Origin of the sequence: Streptomyces sp. NPDC053427, from assembly GCF_044544985.1 — a bacterium.
Taxonomy (GTDB): Bacteria; Actinomycetota; Actinomycetes; order Streptomycetales; family Streptomycetaceae; genus Streptomyces.
This window is the reverse complement of sequence record NZ_JBITYA010000013.1, coordinates 22,718-42,006: the sequence shown is the minus strand read 5'-3', so window position 1 is coordinate 42,006 and position 19,289 is coordinate 22,718. Positions and strand designations below refer to the sequence as shown.

Here is a 19,289-nt window from a genome sequence, read left to right as displayed (position 1 = left end):
TCATGCGCAACCGGAGCCGATCACCGGTGGCCACCGGTCCCGAGCAGGTGTTCTCCGATCTGCGGGAGGTCGCCCAGCGCGTACGGGACGGCCTGACCTGGGAAGTCCCGGAGTCCGCCCCGGATCTCCCGGCCGCCGAGCTTCCCGCGGGACAGATCTCCCAGTACGCCCGGCAGGAACGCACCCGGGTGCTGTCCGCGGGCGCCAACGGCCTGGAGAAGCTGGCCGCCGGGCGCGCCGACGAGATCAGCGACGACGAGTCCTTCGGGGTGGAGGCCATCGTCCTGCTGGAGGGCAGGCCCGCCCTCCTGATCCAGCACCACGACTTCGTCCCGCCCGCCGGCGACTGGGCGGTACTCGACGGTCACCGGGCCGCGATCAGGGAATCCCTCGCGCGGGTCGGCCGGGTCGAGGTCCGCGGACACGTCAGCCTCGACTGGCTCGGCACGGCATTCCTCGTCAGCCCGGAAGCGGTGATGACCAACCGCCACGTCGCGGTGGAGTTCGCCCGCGACGACGGGACCGGGTGGACCTTTCAGCAGGGCATGAGCGCCGATCTCGACATGGCCGAGGAGTACGGCACCGCCGCCCCGGACGACGCCGGCGCCACCTACCGCATCACCGAGGTGTTGGGCATCCATGAGGACGTCGACATGGCCCTGCTGCGGGTCGTCCCGTCCGCCGGCCGCACCCCGTCGCCAGGGCCGCTCGCCGTGGCCGCGGACGCGCCCCCCGACCTCCCTGGCCGGCCGGTGTACTGCGTCGGCTATCCCGCCTGGGACGGCCGACGCAACGAACCGGAATCCATGCGCCGGATCTTCATGGACATCTACAACGTCAAACGCCTGCAGCCCGGCACCACCACCGAGCTGATGGCCGAGCGGAGCGTCATGAAGCACGACTGCTCCACCCTGGGCGGCAACAGCGGCTCCCCGGTCTTCGACCTCACCGACCACCGCGTCCTCGGCCTGCACTTCGGCGGCCGCTACGGCTACGGCAATTACGCCGTCCCCCTCTGGCAGATGGTCGACGACCCCCTGCTGTGCCGCGCCGAGGTCAATTTCGTCTGAGGGCCCGGCCGGACCGCATTCCGGCGGCCGGCGCATCCGCCTGGGAACGGAGCAACCTCCCGGCGCCGGGAATGTCACGGCCGGTCGCGCCGTTTGCCCCTGAGGGTGATGGTGAAGGGGTACGGGTGTCGTGGTGCAGCAGCGCAGGCCGACGCCGCTCGGCCCGGTGTGCCGGAACCTGCCGTTCGCGTGGTGCGTTCACTTCGCGACCGCCCCGACCATGGAGGTGCCGTGACCGGTTCCCGACCCCGCCCCACGCCCCTGCGCGCCCTGCGCCCCGCAAGCTTCGGCGCCGAGCCCACCGGCGAGCGGCTGGCCAGGATGCGCAGATCGCCGCAGTTCCGGGACGGCCAGTTCCGCAACCCCGCCGCCACCCGGCAGCTGCTCCGGGGATCCGCGCTGCCGATGGCCCGTACGCAGCTGAGCCGCGAGGGCCGGCTGCGCCGGGCGCCGGTCGGCCGGATACCGGTGCATCGGCCGACCGCCGCGGACTGGGGCCGGCCGCCCGAGTCCGGTCTGCGGATCACCTGGATGGGCCATTCGAGTGTGCTCGCCGAAATTGACGGGCACCGGGTGCTCTTCGACCCGGTCTGGGGCGAGCGCTGTTCGCCGTTCAGCTGGATCGGGCCCAAGCGGATGCATCCGGTGCCGGTGGAGCTGGCCGAGCTCGCCCCGGTCGACGTCGTCGTCATCTCCCACGACCACTACGACCATCTCGACATGTCCACGATCAGGGGCCTGAGGGACTCCGGGGCGGCCTTCGTGGTGCCGCTCGGCGTCGGCGCCGACCTGGAATTCTGGGGCGTGCCGGCCGGCCGGATCACCGAGCTGGACTGGCAGGAGTCCACCCGGGTCGGCGGGCTGACCCTGACCGCCACCCCCGCACAGCACTTCTGCGGCCGCGGGCTGCGCGGCCCCCAGCACACCCTGTGGGCCTCCTGGGTGGTGGCCGGACCCGAGCACCGCATTTACCACAGCGGCGACACCGGATATTTCGACGGCTTCGCCGAGATCGGCGCGGCGCACGGCCCGTTCGACGCGACGATGATCCAGATCGGCGCGTACTCCGACTTCTGGCCGGACATCCATATGACCCCGGAAGAGGGGCTGCGGGCGCACGCCGACCTCTCCGGCGGTACCCCCGAAGGGGTTCTGTTGCCGATCCACTGGGGGACCTTCAACCTCGCGCCGCATCCGTGGTCCGAGCCCGTCGAACGTACGGTGGCCGCGGCCTTCCGTAGCGGCGCCAAGGTGGCCACCCCGCCGCCGGGCAGGCCGTTCGAGCCCGCCGACGAGCCGGTCGTGGAGCCGTGGTGGCGGGCGGTGGCCGTACCGCCCGTGCAGGGCTGGCCGGGCTGGCCGCCGGCGCGCGTGGCCCCGGCGAGCGCCGTCGAGGAAGCGCCAACTCCCTCCGTCTGAACGCGAGTTCGTATGAATTCGCACTACCGTGCCTGCCGCGCCCACTTATGGAGGTAGCGAGGGGTAGCGAAACCTCGAAGTGGGTCCGAACCCCACCCCGGCAACAACTAGCGTGCGTGCTCCGCGAACTGCCAACGGCCGATCCGGAGGGCGCCGATGCCTACCGCATTCCCCCAGGGGACCCAGACGTTCCCGGAGGTTCAGACGTCCCCAGAGGTACCGAGTTCCTCTGGGGATCAGCGTTCCCCGGAGAGCGCCCCGGTACCCCTCCCCACACGGCGGCGGGAGCGGGAAGGCGGACGGCACGGCCGGGCCGCCTTCCCCGAGTCGGCCGCCGACTCGGCCATACGGTCCCGCCTGGTACGGCTCGCCGCCGTACCCTGCCTCCTCGTCGCCGTCATCTGCACCGCCGTCGCCGCCTTCGCCGTCCGGTCCGGCGGCGCCCACCTCACCGGCCGCGAGTGGCCGGTACTGGCCGGCGGCCTGGGCCTGGTCTGCGTCATCGTGCTCACCGCAGGCGCCACCGCCAACGCCGAGGCCCGCGCCGCCGTACAGCGCTACGCCCGCCTCCGCGAGGTCTGCGCCCGCAGCCAGTCCGACCTCTACGACCTCCTGGACCGGGTCCGGCAGGGCGACCACCTGCACCGCCGCGACCCCGGCCCCGAGACCGCACCCGCGCCCACCGGCGACACCCTCGACCTGCTCGCCCACGAAGTGGCCGCCGCCGGACGGGCCGCCGAAGCCGCCGTCATCGATGCCGTCGCCATCGCCCGCAGCAACGCCACCGGCAGTGAGCAGAAGGTCGAGGTCTTCGTGAACCTCGCCCGGCGCCTGCAGTCCCTGGTCCACCGCGAGATCCTGCTGCTGGACGAGCTGGAGCACCAGGTCGAGGACCCCGACCTGCTCAAGGGGATCTTCCACGTCGACCACCTGGCCACCCGCACCCGCCGGCACGCCGAGAACCTCGCCGTCCTCGGCGGCGCCATCTCGCGCCGCCAGTGGACCCGCCCGATCTCCATGGTCGAGGTCCTGCGGTCCGCCATCGCCGAGGTCGAGCAGTACCCCCGGGTCAAGCTCGTCCCGCCGATCGAGGGCCATCTGCAGGGCCACGCCGTCGCCGACGTCGTCCACCTGCTCGCCGAACTCGTCGAGAACGCCTCCGTCTACTCCGCCCCGCAGACCCCGATCCTGCTGCGCGCCCAACTGGTCACCGCCGGCCTCGCGGTCGAGGTCGAGGACCGCGGCCTGGGCATGGACCTCGACGAGCAGACGCAGATGAACGCCCTGCTGACCGACCCCGACCACGTCGATGTCGCCGAGCTGTTGAGCGACGGCCGGATCGGCCTCTACGTCGTCGCCTCGCTCGCCCGCCGGCACGGCATCGTCGTACAGCTGCGGAGCAACATCTACGGCGGGGTCCAGGCCGTGCTGATCGTGCCCAAGGAGCTGCTGGGCGACGAGCCGGCCGAGCCGGATGCGGCGACCGCCGGCGCCCCGGCCACCGTCCCGCCGCTCGAGCGGAGCGACCAGTACCCGCACGACGACGCCTACGCCGGCCACCGGCACGCCGCGGGCCACCAGAGCCTCGACGCCGCCCCGGACCTCGCGCTCGAAGCCCCCCGGCGCAGCGACGACCGCTCGGCCATGCCCCCGGTCCGCCCCGCCCACCCCCGCATCGACACCGACCCCGGCCCCGTCCACCTGCCGCCCGCCCCGCCCGCGGATCTGGACGACGGCGCCCGCCCCCGGCTGCCGCGCCGCATCAAGCAGACGCATCTGGTCCCCGAACTCCGCGGCGACCCGATCCTGCCGACCCCCAGCACCGGCCCCGAACGCGAGCACGACCCGACTCTGATGGCCACCTTCCAGCGCGGCTTCAGCCTCGGCGACGACACCTACGCGGCCGGCCTCGCCGCCTACCGAAACCGCAACACCGCAGGCCAGGGCGGCGACACCAGCAGCCCCGGCGGCAATGAGCTGCTTGACGAACGTGACCACGAGGCCCTGACGGCCCGCCCACGAGGAGACGACCACAACCATGGTGAGTGATGTGCACACGCAGTCGCACACGCAGTCGCACACGCAGCTCCAGGGCCAGCAGCAGGGGGAACTGTCCTGGCTGCTGACCGGACTCGTGCAGCGCGTCCCGCATACCGGCAGCGCCCTCCTGCTGTCCTCCGACGGCCTGGTGAAGGCCGCTCATGGCTTCGACCCGGACAGCGCCGACCACATGGCGGCCCTGGCCTCCGGCCTCTACTCCCTCGCCCGCAGCACCGGAGCGCGCTTCGCGCCGGGCGACAAGGTCCTCCAGGTCGCCGTCGAGCTGGAGTCCAGCTTCCTGTTCGTCTCCGCCGCCGGGTCGGGCGCCTGCCTGGCCGTCCTGGCCGGGCGCGACGCCGATGTGGGCGTGCTGTCGTACGAGATGGGGATGCTGGTCAAGAGCGTCCGGCCCTATCTGTCCACCCCAGCCCGCCGGCAGGCACCGGCAGGCGGTCGCTGACCATGCCGCTGGGCCGCCGGACGCGGCATCGCGGCCAGGACCCGGCCTGGTACGACGACGCGGCGGGCCGGCTCGTCCGGCCGTACACGATCAGCAACGGCCGGACCCGGCCCACCGCGCACTTCGACCTGCTGACCATGGTGATGGCCACCGGACGGCGGCCCCTCGCCTGCCAAGGACCGGACTACGCCCAGGTGCTGGGGCTGTGCGGCGGACCGGTCTCGGTCGCCGAGATCGCCGCCCATATACGGCTGCCCGCCGTGGTCACCAAAGTGCTCCTCGCCGACCTGGTCGACTACGGGGCGCTCACCGCGCGGGCCCCCGCGGCCGTTTCGGCGGATCCCGCGTCCCGTACCGACCGAGCCCTGCTGGAGGCGGTGCTGAATGGACTTCGCAAACGACTGTGACCCCCAGACCCCTGGGGATCCCTCATCCGACCTCTTTCCCACCGCGCTCAAGATCCTGGTCGCGGGCGGCTTCGGGGTCGGCAAGACAACCTTCGTCGGAGCCGTGAGCGAGATCGAACCGCTCAGTACGGAGGAACTCCTCACGCAGATCGGCATCGGCACCGACGATCTGGCGGGCGTCGAGGACAAGAGCACCACCACCGTCGCCATGGACTTCGGCCGGATCACCCTCAGCTCCGACCATGTCCTCTACCTCTTCGGCACGCCGGGCCAGCAGCGCTTCTGGTTCATGTGGGACGAACTGTCCAACGGCGCCCTCGGCGCGGTGATCCTCGCCGACACCCGCCGCCTGGACCAGTGCTTCGCCGCCGTCGACTTCTTCGAGCGGCGCGGCATCCAGTTCATCGTCGCGGTCAACGAGTTCGACGGCGCCTACCACTACGAACCCGACGAGGTCCGCGCCGCCATAGACCTCTCGGCCCGGATCCCGGTGGTCCTCTGCGATGCCCGCCAGTGCAGTTCGGCCACCAACATCCTGGTCTCGCTCGTCGAGCATCTGCTCACCCCCGCCCTAGCCGCCACCCAGGAGCTGCCTTGAAGCACCCCGCCTCCAGCGTTCCGTACGCCTCCTACGACCCCACGCGTCGGCTGCTGCTCACCCCCGAGGACAACGAGGCCCCGGCGCGCGTCGCCCGGCTGCGCGAACTGGGCATCGGCAGCTCCCCGCTGCCCGCGTTCGACGACTTCGCCCGCAAACTGGCCCGGACGACCCGGACGCCGTACGCCATGGTCAACTTCATCGACGAGAAACGGCAGTACTTCGCCGGGCTCTACGCTCCCGGCCTCGACCAGGCCGTCGAACTGGGACCGGCGCCACCCAGCGGCCGTCCGGGCCGGGTGATGGCCCGCGACCACGGCTACTGCCCGCATGTCGTGGTCCGCCGCAAGGCATTGGTCCTGGAGGACGTCTGCGACTACCCGCGCTTCGCGGGCAACCCCGTCGTCGACGAGATCGGCATCCGCTCCTATATGGGCGCGCCCCTGATCGACCGTACGGGCATGACGCTGGGCACCGTCTGCGTGGTGGACCTCGAACCGCGTCCCTGGGGGCGGGAGGGACTGGCGACCATCAAGTCGCTCGCCGCGGAACTCGTCGAGCAGATCCACCAGATGGAACAGCAGCAACAGGGGCAGCAGCAGTCCGACGCGTCCTGACCCGGCGGCTGCGGGACGGGCCGCGGCATCGGTTCCGGTGACCGAGAGCCGCGGCCCGGCCGCTCACCGGTGCGGCAGGAACCAGGCGTATCCCCGCCGCGGCCCGGTGCGCTGGCTCGGCACCGTGGGCGGCGCGTCCTCCTCCGGGCGCTCGGCCGGCTCCAGACGCAGCAGCTCCGCCAGCCGGCTCGACCACTCGCCCTTCACCCGCCCCAGCGCCAGCTCGCCCAGCCGCAGCAGCTGAACCTCGGACGTGCCGGCCGGCGCGAAGACATGGTGCGCATCCCGCAGGAACCGCTCCACCGGCCGGTCGGTGAACAGCCCGCACCCGGCATGGATGTCCATCGCATCGCGCGCCGACTCCAGCGCCGACTCCACATTGACCAGCTTGGCGTTCATCAGCTCCGCATCGCACGGCAGCCCCTGGTCCAGCAGATGCACCGCGTGATACGCGGACAGCCGGGCCAGCAGCAGCCGGGACTGGATGCGCCCCAGCTTGAGCTTGATGTTGCTCAGCTCGGCCAGCGGTTTGCCGTAGCGCTGCCGCTCGGCGCAGAACCGCGAGGTCTCGTCCAGCACCGCCTGATGGATCCCCAGCGACACCGCGCTCAGGTTGGGCCGCCCGTACAGCACGCTGGAGGAGTACGCCACGGACAGCCCGTCGCCCTCCCGGCCCAGGAGATTCGCCGCCGGAACCCGGCAGTTGTCGAAGAACAGCTCGCCGAAACTGAAGCCGTGCAGCCCCATCGCGGGCTGCTGCTCCCCGACCCGGAAGCCGGGACTGTCGGACTCGACGAGAAACGCGGACAGGCCCGTGGAACCCTCACCGGTGCGCACGACCACGCCGTGCAGATCGCCGATGTGGCTGTTGCCGACGTAGATCTTGCGGCCGTTGAGGATGTAGTCGTCGCCGTCGCGGACCGCGGTGCTCTCCATGCCCAGGACATGGCCGCCGGACTGCGGTTCGGTCACGGCGATGGTCGGCAGGCAGTCGCCGGATGCGATGGCCGGCAGCCAGGTCTTCTTCTGTTCCTCGTTGCCGAAGTGGACGATCTTCGCAACGCCCAGCTGGGACGCCTGCACCATGGCGCCCATGGCGGCGCTGACCCGGGACAGCTCCTCGATGATGATGGTCTTGGCCACATGCCCGGCGCCCATCCCGCCGTACGCGCGCTGTATGGTCGCGCCGATCCAGCCCTGACGGGCGATCAGGCGCGAGAGGTCGTGGCAAACGGAACGGCTCGCCTCCATTTCGGCAATCCGGGGGCGGACCTCGCACTCGGCGAAGTCCTGCACCCGCTGCCGGAGTGCTTCATGTCGCTGGTCGGTGAAATAGCGATGCAAGACGAGCCCTCCTCCGCGATCCTTCCCGCGCTGGTCGCACCTCGCCTCGGGACGACACTGGCGATGCCGTCTACCTCGTCGTTCCGGAACGTGATCTGTCGCTTACCGCGTGCAATACCCGTTGGCATACCTACTGCGGGGCGCATAAAACATCAACTGGTGGGATTTAAGTGATGAGTTGAAGCGCGAAATTTGTGCGCACAACCCCCTCCCGAGGAAGGCCGTGGCGCGGTCCCGGATGCCCGGAAAACCGCGCCACCCCACGCCTCCCCGGCGGGCTCGGCCCGTTCAGTGGCCGGCGTCGCAGCAGGACTCGCGGCGCTGCTGCCGGCCCACCTCCAGCCAGTCGACGGCCGGCTGCGCCGGTCGGCCGGCGGGTGACGCGGACCGCGCGGACGACGGGGAGGAGGCGGGCGCCGGGAAGGAATCGACCAGCTCCCGCCGCTCGAAGACCCGTCCGCCGCGCAGCACCGTCGAGATCCGCACCAGCGAGGCGAAATCGGTGAACGGGTCGCCGTCCACGAGCGTCATATCGCCGAGCTTGCCGACCTCCAGCGTCCCCAGATCCCGCTCCGCGCCGAACATCTTGGCGGGCAGCGCGGTCGCGGTCCGCAGCGTCCGGCTCACGCTCAGACCGCCCCGGTGCAGCGCCCGCAGACACAGATGCAGGGACAACCCGACCGGCGACAGGGGCTGGTCGGTGCCCAGCGCCACCAGTCCGCCGCCGTCCAGCACGCGCCGGTAGATGGCGACTTCGGTGGCGATGTCCGCAAGCTGCGTCGGCGTGGGCCGGTTCCCGGCGTGCTCCCGCACGAAAGCGGTGTCCCAGGGCGGCATCAGCGACCCCACCCGGTCGTCGTCCACCAGCGAAGGATCGTCGCCGAGCAGCGCGGCCGCCGAGAACGGGGTGGCGAGAAGGTGGAAGTCGGTGCCGGTGTAGATCTCCTCGACGTCCTGATAGCAGTGCGCGGAACTGGAGACGGCATGCCCGAACTCCAGTCGCTGGGTGGCCTGCAGATGGGTGGTCAGGTCCTGGCCCAGCTGCACGCCGGGGGAGAGCAGATGACTGCCGGCGCGGACCCCGAGCCGCTGGTGGGCGAAGCGCGCGGCCTCCGCCATCACCCAGCCCGGCGCCCGGACATAGGTCTTGACGAAGTCCCAGTCCAGGGCCGCGCCCCGCGCCAGCGAGCGCCGCAGCCCGGCGCGGGTGCGGTGTGCCCGCCCCATGCTGTACGCCACCCGCCCGCCGTCCAGCAACTCCCCGCAGGTCAGCAGCCGCGGCCCGGCGAGCGCCCCGGCCGCCACGGCCTCCCGGATGCGGGCCTGCTCGTACGAGAAGCCGCCGCAGGACACCGCGGTGGTGATCCCGTAGGCCAGCTGAAGCGCCGTCTGCCGCCCGCCGTACGTCGTCTGCCACGGGTGGGTGTGTGCGTCCCACAGGCCGGGCAGCACGGTCTGCCGGGAGGCATCCACCGTGCGCGCCGCCCCGCCCCGGGCCGCCCGGTGCGGCTCCACCGCCGTGATCCGCCCGTCCCGTACGACGACATCGACGTCCTCGCGCACCTCCTCCCCGGTGCCGTCCCAGAACCTGCCCGCGTGGACGACGGTGTCCCGGGCGCGCGCCCGGTGCTGCTCCAGCGCTACGCGTACGGTCCGCGCCGGGCCGCCGTCCACGCCGATCAGCCGCAGCTTTCCGGCCGAGAGATACAGGAGGGTGCCGGAATCGGCGGACCACGACGGGTGGTCGGCGCTCTCCTCGGTCAGCTGCCGCGGCGGTCCGTCCGGCGTGCCGTCGGACCGTACCGGCAGCACCCACAGCGCGGATTCGGCGATCAGCGCCATCCACCGCCCGTCGGGGGACCACACCGGCCCGGAGTCGTACCGGTCGGCGATCGAGAGATGGTCGGCGGGCACGTACAGCCGGCCCCGCCCGGTCGCGGTGTCGAGGACCCGGATGACGTTGTAGCCCTCGCGGAAGCGATGGTTGAGGCGATTGCGGTCGCAGTACGCCAGATAGCGGCCGTCGGGCGACCAGCTGGGGCGCCCCGGCAGCCCGCCGCCGCCCATCGGCGCGGCCAGTACCTTCTCCGTGCCGTCCGCCAGGGTCCGCACGACGAGATTCCCCGACATGTCGAGCGCGGCCAGCCGCCCGCCGTCCGGCGACAGCGCCGGCTGGACCCGGCCCCCGGTGGCCAGCACCGTCTCCTTGCCGGTGGCGAGCTCGCGACGGCGCACGGCGAACAGCCCGTCCCGGTCGTCGGCGTAGACCAGCGCACGGCCGTCGCGCGTCCAGCCCGGCCCGAGGACGTACCGGGTGGCCGCGGCCCGGACGATCCGCTGCGGCGCGCCACCGCCCGAAGTGGGCGCAATCCACAGGGAGTTGAGGGCAGCAAAGGCGATCCGGTGGCCGTCGGGGGACAGCGCGGGCAGATGCACCCCGCGCACCGGCCCCGCGTCCGCCCGCTCGAACCCGTAGTCCTTGACGCGGTAGCGCGGGCGGTCCAGCGGCAGTTTCGCGCGGAACGGGATGGTCTCGGCCCGCGCCGGAGCGTCCACCGGGACGATCCGGAACTGACCGCCGACCGTCAGCAGCAGGGCATCGCGCGAGACCCAGCGCGGCGGCACCGGCTCCACATCCCCCTCGACCTCGACCCGGGCGCCGTCCACCACCAGGGTGCAGGTGGGGCCCGGATAGTCGGTGGTGCGCAGATACGCCAGCCGCCCGGTGGGGGACAGCGCGGGCACCATCACCTGGGCGGCGGCCGCCTCGGTGTGCTCGGTGCGCACCGAGCCGCCACCGTCGGCGGCCACCGATGCCACCGTGCGGGAGGTCAGCGTGGCGCCCGTGACCCGTCCCCGTACGAAGGCGATCCGGGAGCCGTCCGGCGACCAGCAGGGATCGAAGTCCTCCCAGGCACCGTCCTGGTGCGGCCCGTCCTGACCGGGCAGCCCGGTCACCTGCGTCAGCCGCTTCGACGCCACCTCCAGCACCCAGATCCGGTACGGGCCGCCCGCCACCGCGTCGCCGCCCCGCTCCGAGGCGAACGCGATCCGGGTCCCGTCGGGGGACCAGGCGGGGCCGCGGTCGTCCCAGGGGCCGTCGGTCAGCTGCTCCAGGCCGGTGCCGTCGGTGCCCAGCGTCCACAGGTGGAAGCCGCCGCCGCGGTAGGCGCAGAGAACGATCCGGCGGCCGTCGGGGGAGTGCACCGGGCGGGTGGGCTCCAGGTCCGGCGGGGTCAGGGCCACCGCGTCGCCGCCCGCACGCGGCAGCGACCACACAACGTTCTGGATCTCGGCGATCAGCCGGTCGCCGTCCGGGGAGAGGGAGGCCGCGCCACCGGTGGCGGCGGTGAAGGAGAGCGCCGTGACCGGTAACCCGTCCTCGCCGGCCCATGCGGCGGGAGGCGTGGCCCCGGCCAGCCCGGCCACGGCGGCCGCCGACGCCGTGCCCTGGAGAAATCTGCGGCGGGACAGCGGCGAGGGAGCAAGAGGACGCAGCGGGGAGGCGGAGCGGCCGGGGGAACCCGGGGAGCCGGGCTCATCGGGCGGTCCCGCGGAGTCCTCGGAACGGTCTGTGGTGTCCAACGATCCTCCTGGTGAAGGGGGTTGCGGCACGGGCGCCGGGAAGAACCGGCCGATCGTGTCACGAGGCGCGGGTGCGAGGTCAACCGCGCCATGCGCGCCCCATGGCGCACCGCCGCCCGGAACGGAAGAGTGGACCCGACGACTCTCAGCCATCACCCCGGCAGTCAGGAGACGACGCCATGCAGGCCATGCAGCAGGACTTCCACCAGGCCCCGGACGGTGCCCGCATCGCCACGTACACCTGGCTCCCGGAGTCCGGCCGGCCGCGGGCCCTCGTCCAGATCGCCCACGGGGCCGCGGAACACGGCCGGCGCTACGCGCCCTTCGCCCGCTTCCTGGCCGGCCACGGCTACGGCGTCCTCGCCTCCGACCATCGCGGCCACGGCGGCACCGCGCCCGCCACCGGCGGCCGGGGTGTGGTCGGCGAGGATTCCTGGCGGGCGATCGTCGCCGACCTCAAGGGCATCGGCAACCATGCCGCCGCCGCCCACCCCGGTGTCCCCCTGGTCCTGCTCGGCCACAGCATGGGCTCGATGCTGGCCCGCGACTACGCCCAGGAGTACGGCGCCGACCTCGCCGGACTGATCCTCTCCGGCACCTTCCGTACGCTCCCCGGCCTGGACGTCGACGCCTCCGCCGGCGAGCTCGACCAGGAGATCGCCGCGCACGGCCGCAGCCACCTCTCGCCCTTCATCCCGCGCACCTTCAGCTCCTTCAACGACGCCTTCCCCCACCGCACGGGCTACGAATGGCTCTCCCGCGATGCCACCGAGGTCGACCGCTACGTGGCCGACGACGACTGCGGCTTCCCCTTCTGCGCGGGCCTCGCCCTCGACTGGGTCCAGGCCATCCGCAAGATCAACGACCCCGCCAACCTCGCCCGCATCCCCCGCGGCCTGCCCGTCCATATCGCCGTCGGCGACCAGGACCCCTGCCACCAGCGGATGACCCTGGTCCACGAACTCCTCGAGGACTTCCGCTACCTCGGCACCCGGGACCTCAGCTGGAAGGCGTACCCGGACGCCCGCCACGAGATCCTCAACGAGACCAACCGGGACGAGGTCCAGGACGATCTGCTGGCGTGGCTCGACAAGCACGTCTGACGCGTCCGGCACCCGGCCCGCCGCCCGGCCGCCCCTCCTTGCCCTACGGCTTCAGGAACCCGGCGATCCGCTCCCGCAGGGTCTTCGGGTCGAGCCCGTGCCCGGCCAGGTGCTCGTCGATCCCGCCGTAGCGGCGCAGCTCCTGGCGGCCGACGCCCAGACCCAGCACCCGATGCGGGCGGTCCTCCAGGGCCTCGTTCGCAAACCGGGTCGAGGTCCCGGCGAGGTACGGCTCCACGATCACCACATGCGCGGCGTCCGCCGCCCCGGTCGCGGTCCGTAGCGTCCGTGCGTCGAAGGGCCGCACGGTCGTCGCGTACAGCACGGTCACGTCCAGTCCCTCGGTCGCGGCCAGTACGGAGTCCAGCATCGGCCCGACCGCCACCACCACCCCGCCCCGCCCCTCCCGCAGGGGCCGGAAGCGGGCCCCGTCCACCGGCCGTGGCGCCTCGTTGACCTGCGCGGACAGTCGTACGTACACCTTGTCGTCACCGGCCGCCGCGGCCCGCCGCAGCAGCGCCTCGGCCTCGTCAGGGTGGCCGGGTACATGCACCGTCCAGCCGTCGAGGGTGTCGAGCAGCCCGACATCGCCGGGTGCCATATGGGTGAAGCCACCGCTGGGCCAGTCGTAGGAACCGCCGGCGCTCACCAGTACCCCGCCCACGCCCTGGTGGCCGAAGTCCAGCTTCACCTGCTCGAAGGGGCGCTCCACCAGGAAGCTGGCGAAGGTGTGCAGGATCGGCCGCAGCCCGGTGAGCGCCAGCCCGCCGCCCACCCCGATCAGCAGCTGCTCCCTGATGCCCACATTCACCACCCGGTCCGGATGCCGCTCGGCCGCAGCGGCGAAGCCGTCCCTGCCGATCTCGGCGAGCACGACCGCGAGCCGCGGGTCCTCGTCGAGCAGCCGCGAGGTGACCGAGGCGAAACGCTCACGCATGGTGTCCATCGTTGAATCCCTTTCGGAGTGCCCGGAAGCACGGAGGAAGAAGACGGAAGAAGGGGGAGAAGAGAGGGGCGGGGCGGTCAGGCGGTCTTGGGCTCGACGCGGGCGACCACCGCATGCGGGCGGCCCGGGTGCGGCGCGGCGAAGGCCTCGTACAGCGCCTCGTGGTCGCGGCCGTCGACGGTGGCCACCGACCAGCCGGCGGCCTCGAAGCGGGTGGCGATTCCGCCGGGCCGGCCGTGCGAGGCGGAGGAATTGTCGATGACGAGGGTGTGCAGCCGGTCCAGTCCGGTGGCACCCGCGTAGGCCAGCGCCTCGTGGTTGCTGCCCTCGTCCAGTTCGGCGTCGCCGATCAGCACCCAGACGGCCGGCCGCGTCCGGCCCTGTGCCCGCAGCCCGAGGGCGGTGCCGACGCCGAGCGGCAGCCCGTGCCCGAGCGAGCCACTGCCGATCTCCGCGCCCGGTACGAGCATCCGGTCGGGGTGGTGCCCGAGCGGCGAGTCGTACGAGCCGAAGCCCGGAAGCCAGTCGGTGGGGAAGAAGCCCTTGGCGGCCAGCACGGCGTAGTAGGCCATCGGGCCGTGGCCCTTGGAGAGCAGAAAGCGGTCCCGGTCGGGGTCCTCGACGGTGGCGGGGGAGACCCGCAGCACCCGGTCGTAGAGCACCCAGAGGGCGTCGAGTGTGGAGGTCGCCGCCGGGCCGTGCTTCTCATCGCCCGTCATCAGGCTCATGAGGGAGGGGAGTTCGTCGAATCCGGCCGTGCTGGTGGGGGCCGTGCGGGGCGCCGTGAGGGTTGCTTTCGTCATACGGCAAAGCCTGCAACCTCAAGCACCCTTGAGGTCAAGCCCGGGGCGCGGGGGTTCCGCCCCCGCGCCCCGGGCTGCCGGAATCAGACCTGGTTCGAATGGAAGACGTCCTGCTCGATGAGGATCTTGTCGATCCGGGCCTTGTCCACCCGGTTCGTCACCTCTGCGACCTCCTGCCGGTCACGTACGCACTTGGCCAGCGTGAACGCCGACGACACCACGAAGATCAGCCCGAGTGCGAGAAATCCACGCTCCCAGGGCCCGACCGGCAGCTTGACGATCCCGATCATCAGCGCCACCAGCGACAGTCCGAACGAGGTCGCGGCCTGCACGAAGAACGCCGTGGTCGTCGGCCGCTGAATGGATGGAGTAGTCATGCGCGTAGCGTGGCGGTGCCGTGACGCAGGCGCATGAGTACGGGTACTCATCTGCGGCGCCGCCCTCCCGGTCCGCCGCGCTGGAATATGGCCGCACCCACCCTCTGACATGCGGTATTGTTCTCGTGCGCGGTCGGTCCGGGTCATCTCCCGGCCGGAACGGGCAATCGGGACGTGGCGCAGCTTGGTAGCGCACTTGACTGGGGGTCAAGGGGTCGCAGGTTCAAATCCTGTCGTCCCGACCAGCGTTTTTCGCAGGTCGGAGGCCGTTCTCGCAGGGATGCGAGGGCGGCCTTTCTGATGTTGTGGCGGCGTGCGGCCGCATCACGTGAGCGGGGCGCCGCCGTTGAGCGAGAGGCGATCCCCCGGGCGCCTCGCCGGAAGGTCCCGCTGCCCAGCGCCAAAGGCGATCCGGTCAACTGAACGACCTCGTCCCCATCTTGATGCGGTGGACGTCGGGCTGGGCCTGCTGCCGGCGGCCGGCCGCAAGACCGGTGACACCTGGCTGCTCGGCACGTCGAAGACCCGCCCGACGGTGCTCGACGGCGGCGTACGGCCCCGCTTCAGAGCCGCTTCAGAGTGGCGCGACCGCCGGGCGCAAGACTGCGGCGGACGGGTGTGGCACACCGCTCGTCGACGGACGCGGACATATCCAGAAGGGACTGCCGACGATGAGTACAACGGTCAGCCGCACGATCCTGATCGCGGCGCAGCCGGACAAACTGCTGTCGACGCTGCGGGACATCGCGGCCTACCCCGACTGGCAGCAGGACGTGGAGACCGCGGAGGTCCTGGAGGCGGACGAGCTGGCCCGGCCGTCGCGGGCCCGGATGGTGCTCAGTGCCATCGGGAAGCGAGTGGAGCAGATCCTGGTGCTCGAGCACACGGACCGGGAGCTGAAGTGGTCCTTGGCGCCCGGGCACGAGAAGTCCCTGATCTCGCGCAACGACACCGAGTTCCGGCTCGTCGAGACCGGGGACGGAAGTACGGAGCTCACCGTTCGCCAGGAGTTCGAGTTCAACCTCAAGCTGCCCCGGACGCTGGCGCGGAGGATCGTCGAGCGGCGGTCCGCGTCGATGGTCCGGCAGTTCAAGGAGGCCGCCGAGGCGTGAGCGCGGTGCGGTGACGAGCGTCCGTCCGGTCTCGTCCGGGTCCCTCGCCGGGAGAGCCGGGAGAGGGACCCGTTTCCCCGATTTCCGGTGGCCTCGGGATTTCCGGTGGAGTGGTTTCCTCCGCTTGGTGGGGAGTTCGCTGCGATTCCACCTTTTCCCGAAGCGGATTCGATCCCGCGGTGAAGAGCGGTAATCAGGGGCCCTTGTCGGCCGGCATACCCGAACCGCTTCGGGAAGGGTTTGTATCTGTCGCCGTACGAGTGCCGCCCGGCCGTGGAGCCGTTACGGGGCGGTTGCGGGGAGTGAGCAGATCATGCCCTGAGTGAGGGCCCGGGCAACCCCTGGGAGGCGGAGATCGCCCCTCATCGCATGCAAGGGCGGGTGGTTCGGCAGTGGGGTTGTGTAAATATTAGCCATAATGCGGGCGTTATATCGATAAATATCCCCAATCGGAAGATGCCTCGCGCAAATTCCGCCCGCAAGGTGGGGATTGTGTTCGATGATCGAAAGCCGGAGGGCGCACATGGAGAGTTGCGCTGGGATCTTGCAATGGGGGTCGCTGGGTGAAGGTTCCAGGAGTGCCGCTTTTGGTCGGGTGGGAGACCGAAGTGGCGACGCTGCAAGGGTTACTGGCGGGCTGCGTCGCGGGTCACGGGAGCGTTGCGGTGATCGGCGGGCCGGTGGGCTGTGGAAAGACCGCACTCCTCCACCATGTCCTCGAACAAGCCGTTGATGCAGGTGCATTGACGCTTACCGCCATTGCGTCCCGGGCCGAAAGCGGGCTTCCGGCGGGTGTGGTCGGACAGCTGTTCCGCAACGAAGGCATTCCGCCGGAATTCCGGCGGAGCGCGAACGAACTGCTCGACCGAAGGCTCTCCGGCGCCATCGACGCCACCGCCGACAGCGAGGCGATCAGAAACTCGGACGCGCAGATCGCCCACGGCCTGTTCACCATGCTGCTGGAGATGAGCAAGTCGCGCCCCGTCGTGGTGGCCGTGGACGACCTCCAGCACGCCGACACCCCCTCGCTCCGGGTGCTTTCCTATCTGCAGCGGCGGATGGCGTCCTCGCGCCTGTTCCTGGTGCTGACGGAGTTGTCGATGGGACGGCTGGCGCACCCGGACTTTCACGCCGAGCTGTTCCGGCAGCCGAACTGCACCAAAATCCGGCTCGGGCTGTTGTCGCGGTGTGCGACCACCAGCGTGATCGAGGCCCGGCTGGGGCCGATCGCCGCCGCGGAACTCGGCGGTTCCTTCCACGCCGCCTCCGGGGGCAGCCCGCTGCTGCTGTCGGCGATGATGGACGACTACCAGGCCACCACTGCCACCCACGGGACGGTCCGACACGACACCGAGTACGCCTCGCGCGAGGCGCTGCACCTGGCGCTGACCAGTTGCCTGCATCAGTCGGAGGCGTGCGCGCACGAGGTCGCCCGGGCACTCGCGGTGCTCGGAGAGGCACCGTCGTCGGCCGTCCTCGCGCATCTCATCGACGCCGACCAGGAGGCGGCCGAGCACGGCCTCGCCTGGCTGACCGCGGCCGGTCTGCTCGGCGAGGGCCGTTTCCGCCACCCGGCGGCCCGCACGATCATCCTGGGGGCCATGGCGGCGGCAGAACGCCGGAACCTCCATCTGCGGGCCGCGGCCGCCCTGCACAACGACAGCTGCTCGTCGACGGCGGTGGCCGAACATCTGATCGCCGCCGGCCACGCACCGGAGGAGTGGATGCTCGGTGCCCTGCGGGACGCCGCCGAACAGGAGGCCGCGGCCGACCGGCTGGACATCGCCGCCCAGTGCCTCGACCTCGCCCTGGCCCACTGCGACGACGCGGAGCAGCGCGCCAGGCTCACGGCAGAGCGGGCCCACATCGAGTGGTGCGTCAGCCCCTCCGGCACCATGCGGTACGCGGGGCAGCTGCGGAGCGCCCTGCGCGCCGGGCACCTCGACGGCCGGGGCGCGGTCATGCTCCTGCGCCACCTGTTGTGGAACGGGCGGAACGGCGAGGCCCGCGAGGTACTGGCGGAATGGTGGGCCTCGGCTCCCCGCGTCGACCATGTCGTGGCCCAGGAGCTCACCATCCTGAACTGGTGGTACCCGACACTCATCGGCTCCGCGAGCTTCGTCGTCGTCCCCAGGGCGGAACCGGGGGCGGCCCACTCGGTCCAGCTCCACGGGCGATGGGCCGCGGACACGCTCTCCGGCGACCCGGCGGACCCGGCCGGCAACGAGGCCGTCACCCACGCCGAAGGCGTACTGGACAGCAACCGGCTCTCCCTCTCCACCCTGGAGCTCCTGCACACGGCTCTGCTGACGCTCCTTCACATGGACCGCCCCGACAAGGCGGCGATGTGGAGCGAACGGCTGCTCAAGGAGGCCCAGGACCGGTCGGTACCCACCTGGCAGGCACTGTTCGCGTCGCTGCGCGCCGAAGCCGCCGTGCGGCAGGGCGACTTCCCCACCGCCATCAGCCACGGAGAGGACGCGATGGCCCAGCTCTGCGACAAGGACTGGGGCGTCGGGATCGGCGACCCGCTCGCCAGCCTCGTCCTGGCCGCGTCCATGATGGGCCGCTACCGACGGGCCACGGAGTACGTGCGGCGCCCGGTGCCCGACGCCGTCTACGAGACCCGCTCCGGGCTCCGGTTCCTGCACGCCCGCGGCCACTTCCATCTGACGACCGGGCGGCACCGGGCGGCGCTCGCCGACTTCGAGATCTGCGGTCACCTCATGGCGGCGTGGAGCCTCGACCTGCCGGGCTTCATCCCGTGGCGCAGCGGCGCGGCCGAGGCGCATTTACTCCTCGGCGAGCGGAAGGCGGCCCGCGAGGTGATCGAGGAGCAGCTCGGCCTGCCGGGCGGCGAGCTGCCCCGGATCAGAGGCGCGTCGCTGTGGTTGCTCGCGGCCGCCACGGACCCGCCCGACGAGCGGCTGGCCCTCCTCGACGAGGCGGCCAGGCTCCTCACGCTGGAGACCAGCCGCTTCGACCTCGCCCGCTGTCTGGTGGACCTCGGCTGCGCCCTCGAAGCGGTGGGCGACTTCGAGGAGGCGCGGGCCGTCCACGCCAGGGCGCAGGACACCGTCCCCGTGTGGGCCTCGCACGTGGTGCGGGTTCCGTCCGGGCCGACGGCCGCCCGGCTCGGGACCCCCGCCCCGCTGACCGGTGCCACGGCGCTGAGCGAGGCCGAGAAGAGGGTGGCCGAGCTCGCCGCCGCCGGGCACACCAACCGGGCGATCGCCCGCCAGCTGTTCATCACCGTGAGCACCGTCGAACAGCATCTGACCAAGGTCTACCGCAAGTTGTCGGTACGGCAGCGCACGGACCTGGGAACGCATCTGCGCATGGACGCCATGAACTCCTTGTGTTCGTCGTAGGGCGTTCCCCCGTGACGGGAGACGTGGACCGTCGGCG

The 19,289-nt window shown here is 71.7% G+C and carries 15 protein-coding genes and 1 tRNA gene; 11 read left to right on the top strand and 5 right to left on the bottom strand.

Annotation, left to right across the window (positions count from 1 at the left end; translation table 11 throughout):
- Positions 1 to 2: 2 nt before the first annotated feature.
- The 7 genes from ACIGWZ_RS31660 to ACIGWZ_RS31630 all read left to right on the top strand — a co-directional run bounded on the left by ACIGWZ_RS31660 (position 3) and on the right by ACIGWZ_RS31630 (position 6,611).
- A complete protein-coding gene (locus ACIGWZ_RS31660; protein WP_400070156.1) occupies positions 3 to 1,070 on the top strand; it encodes a trypsin-like serine peptidase in 1,068 nt (355 codons plus the stop codon).
- A 231-nt stretch (positions 1,071 to 1,301) separates the two neighbouring features.
- On the top strand, positions 1,302 to 2,489 hold the full coding sequence (locus ACIGWZ_RS31655; protein ID WP_400070155.1) for an MBL fold metallo-hydrolase: 1,188 nt from the start codon (positions 1,302 to 1,304) through the stop codon (positions 2,487 to 2,489).
- A gap of 156 nt (positions 2,490 to 2,645) precedes the next feature.
- Positions 2,646 to 4,538, top strand: coding sequence for an ATP-binding protein (locus ACIGWZ_RS31650; protein WP_400070154.1), 1,893 nt, complete (start codon positions 2,646 to 2,648; stop codon positions 4,536 to 4,538).
- The gene (locus tag ACIGWZ_RS31645; RefSeq protein WP_400070153.1) at positions 4,528 to 4,989 is read left to right on the top strand and encodes a roadblock/LC7 domain-containing protein; all 462 of its coding nucleotides are present in this window, start codon (positions 4,528 to 4,530) and stop codon (positions 4,987 to 4,989) included. Before ACIGWZ_RS31650 ends, ACIGWZ_RS31645 begins: the two co-directional genes overlap by 11 nt.
- 2 nt (positions 4,990 to 4,991) lie before the next feature.
- A complete protein-coding gene (locus ACIGWZ_RS31640; RefSeq protein ID WP_400070152.1) occupies positions 4,992 to 5,396 on the top strand; it encodes a DUF742 domain-containing protein in 405 nt (134 codons plus the stop codon).
- Positions 5,374 to 5,994, top strand: a complete 621-nt coding sequence (locus ACIGWZ_RS31635; RefSeq protein ID WP_400070151.1) for a GTP-binding protein — start codon at positions 5,374 to 5,376, stop codon at positions 5,992 to 5,994. Before ACIGWZ_RS31640 ends, ACIGWZ_RS31635 begins: the two co-directional genes overlap by 23 nt.
- A complete protein-coding gene (locus ACIGWZ_RS31630; protein WP_400070150.1) occupies positions 5,991 to 6,611 on the top strand; it encodes a GAF domain-containing protein in 621 nt (206 codons plus the stop codon). Before ACIGWZ_RS31635 ends, ACIGWZ_RS31630 begins: the two co-directional genes overlap by 4 nt.
- Positions 6,612 to 6,674: 63 nt before the next feature.
- Here the strand turns inward: ACIGWZ_RS31630 and ACIGWZ_RS31625 are convergent, their stop codons facing one another.
- Both ACIGWZ_RS31625 and ACIGWZ_RS31620 read right to left on the bottom strand, forming a co-directional pair.
- Positions 6,675 to 7,955, bottom strand: coding sequence for an acyl-CoA dehydrogenase family protein (locus ACIGWZ_RS31625; protein WP_400070149.1), 1,281 nt, complete (start codon positions 7,953 to 7,955; stop codon positions 6,675 to 6,677).
- Positions 7,956 to 8,243: 288 nt separating this feature from the next.
- Positions 8,244 to 11,540, bottom strand: coding sequence for an amidohydrolase family protein (locus ACIGWZ_RS31620; protein WP_400070148.1), 3,297 nt, complete (start codon positions 11,538 to 11,540; stop codon positions 8,244 to 8,246).
- Positions 11,541 to 11,719: 179 nt separating this feature from the next.
- Here ACIGWZ_RS31620 and ACIGWZ_RS31615 point away from each other — a divergent pair, with 179 nt between their 5' ends.
- On the top strand, positions 11,720 to 12,643 hold the full coding sequence (locus ACIGWZ_RS31615) for an alpha/beta fold hydrolase (RefSeq protein ID WP_400070147.1): 924 nt from the start codon (positions 11,720 to 11,722) through the stop codon (positions 12,641 to 12,643).
- Between the two features lie 43 nt (positions 12,644 to 12,686).
- Here the strand turns inward: ACIGWZ_RS31615 and ACIGWZ_RS31610 are convergent, their stop codons facing one another.
- From ACIGWZ_RS31610 to ACIGWZ_RS31600, 3 genes are all read right to left on the bottom strand, one after another.
- Positions 12,687 to 13,589 (bottom strand): transketolase family protein, encoded by a 903-nt coding sequence (locus tag ACIGWZ_RS31610; protein WP_400070146.1) that lies wholly within the window; start codon positions 13,587 to 13,589, stop codon positions 12,687 to 12,689.
- 77 nt (positions 13,590 to 13,666) lie between these two features.
- The gene (locus ACIGWZ_RS31605) at positions 13,667 to 14,317 is read right to left on the bottom strand and encodes a transketolase (RefSeq protein WP_400070449.1); all 651 of its coding nucleotides are present in this window, start codon (positions 14,315 to 14,317) and stop codon (positions 13,667 to 13,669) included.
- Positions 14,318 to 14,475: 158 nt separating this feature from the next.
- On the bottom strand, positions 14,476 to 14,769 hold the full coding sequence (locus ACIGWZ_RS31600; protein ID WP_400070145.1) for a YiaA/YiaB family inner membrane protein: 294 nt from the start codon (positions 14,767 to 14,769) through the stop codon (positions 14,476 to 14,478).
- Positions 14,770 to 14,937: 168 nt separating this feature from the next.
- Here ACIGWZ_RS31600 and ACIGWZ_RS31595 point away from each other — a divergent pair.
- The 3 genes from ACIGWZ_RS31595 (at position 14,938) to ACIGWZ_RS31585 (ending at position 19,252) form a co-directional block, all read left to right on the top strand.
- A tRNA-Pro gene (locus tag ACIGWZ_RS31595) sits at positions 14,938 to 15,014 on the top strand.
- 426 nt (positions 15,015 to 15,440) lie between these two features.
- Complete coding sequence (locus ACIGWZ_RS31590) at positions 15,441 to 15,881, top strand: SRPBCC family protein (RefSeq protein ID WP_400070144.1); 441 nt, start codon at positions 15,441 to 15,443, stop codon at positions 15,879 to 15,881.
- 563 nt (positions 15,882 to 16,444) lie between these two features.
- Positions 16,445 to 19,252 carry an AAA family ATPase gene (locus tag ACIGWZ_RS31585; protein ID WP_400070143.1) on the top strand — a complete coding sequence of 936 codons (2,808 nt, stop codon included), beginning with the start codon at positions 16,445 to 16,447 and terminating at the stop codon, positions 19,250 to 19,252.
- Positions 19,253 to 19,289 lie beyond the last annotated feature (37 nt).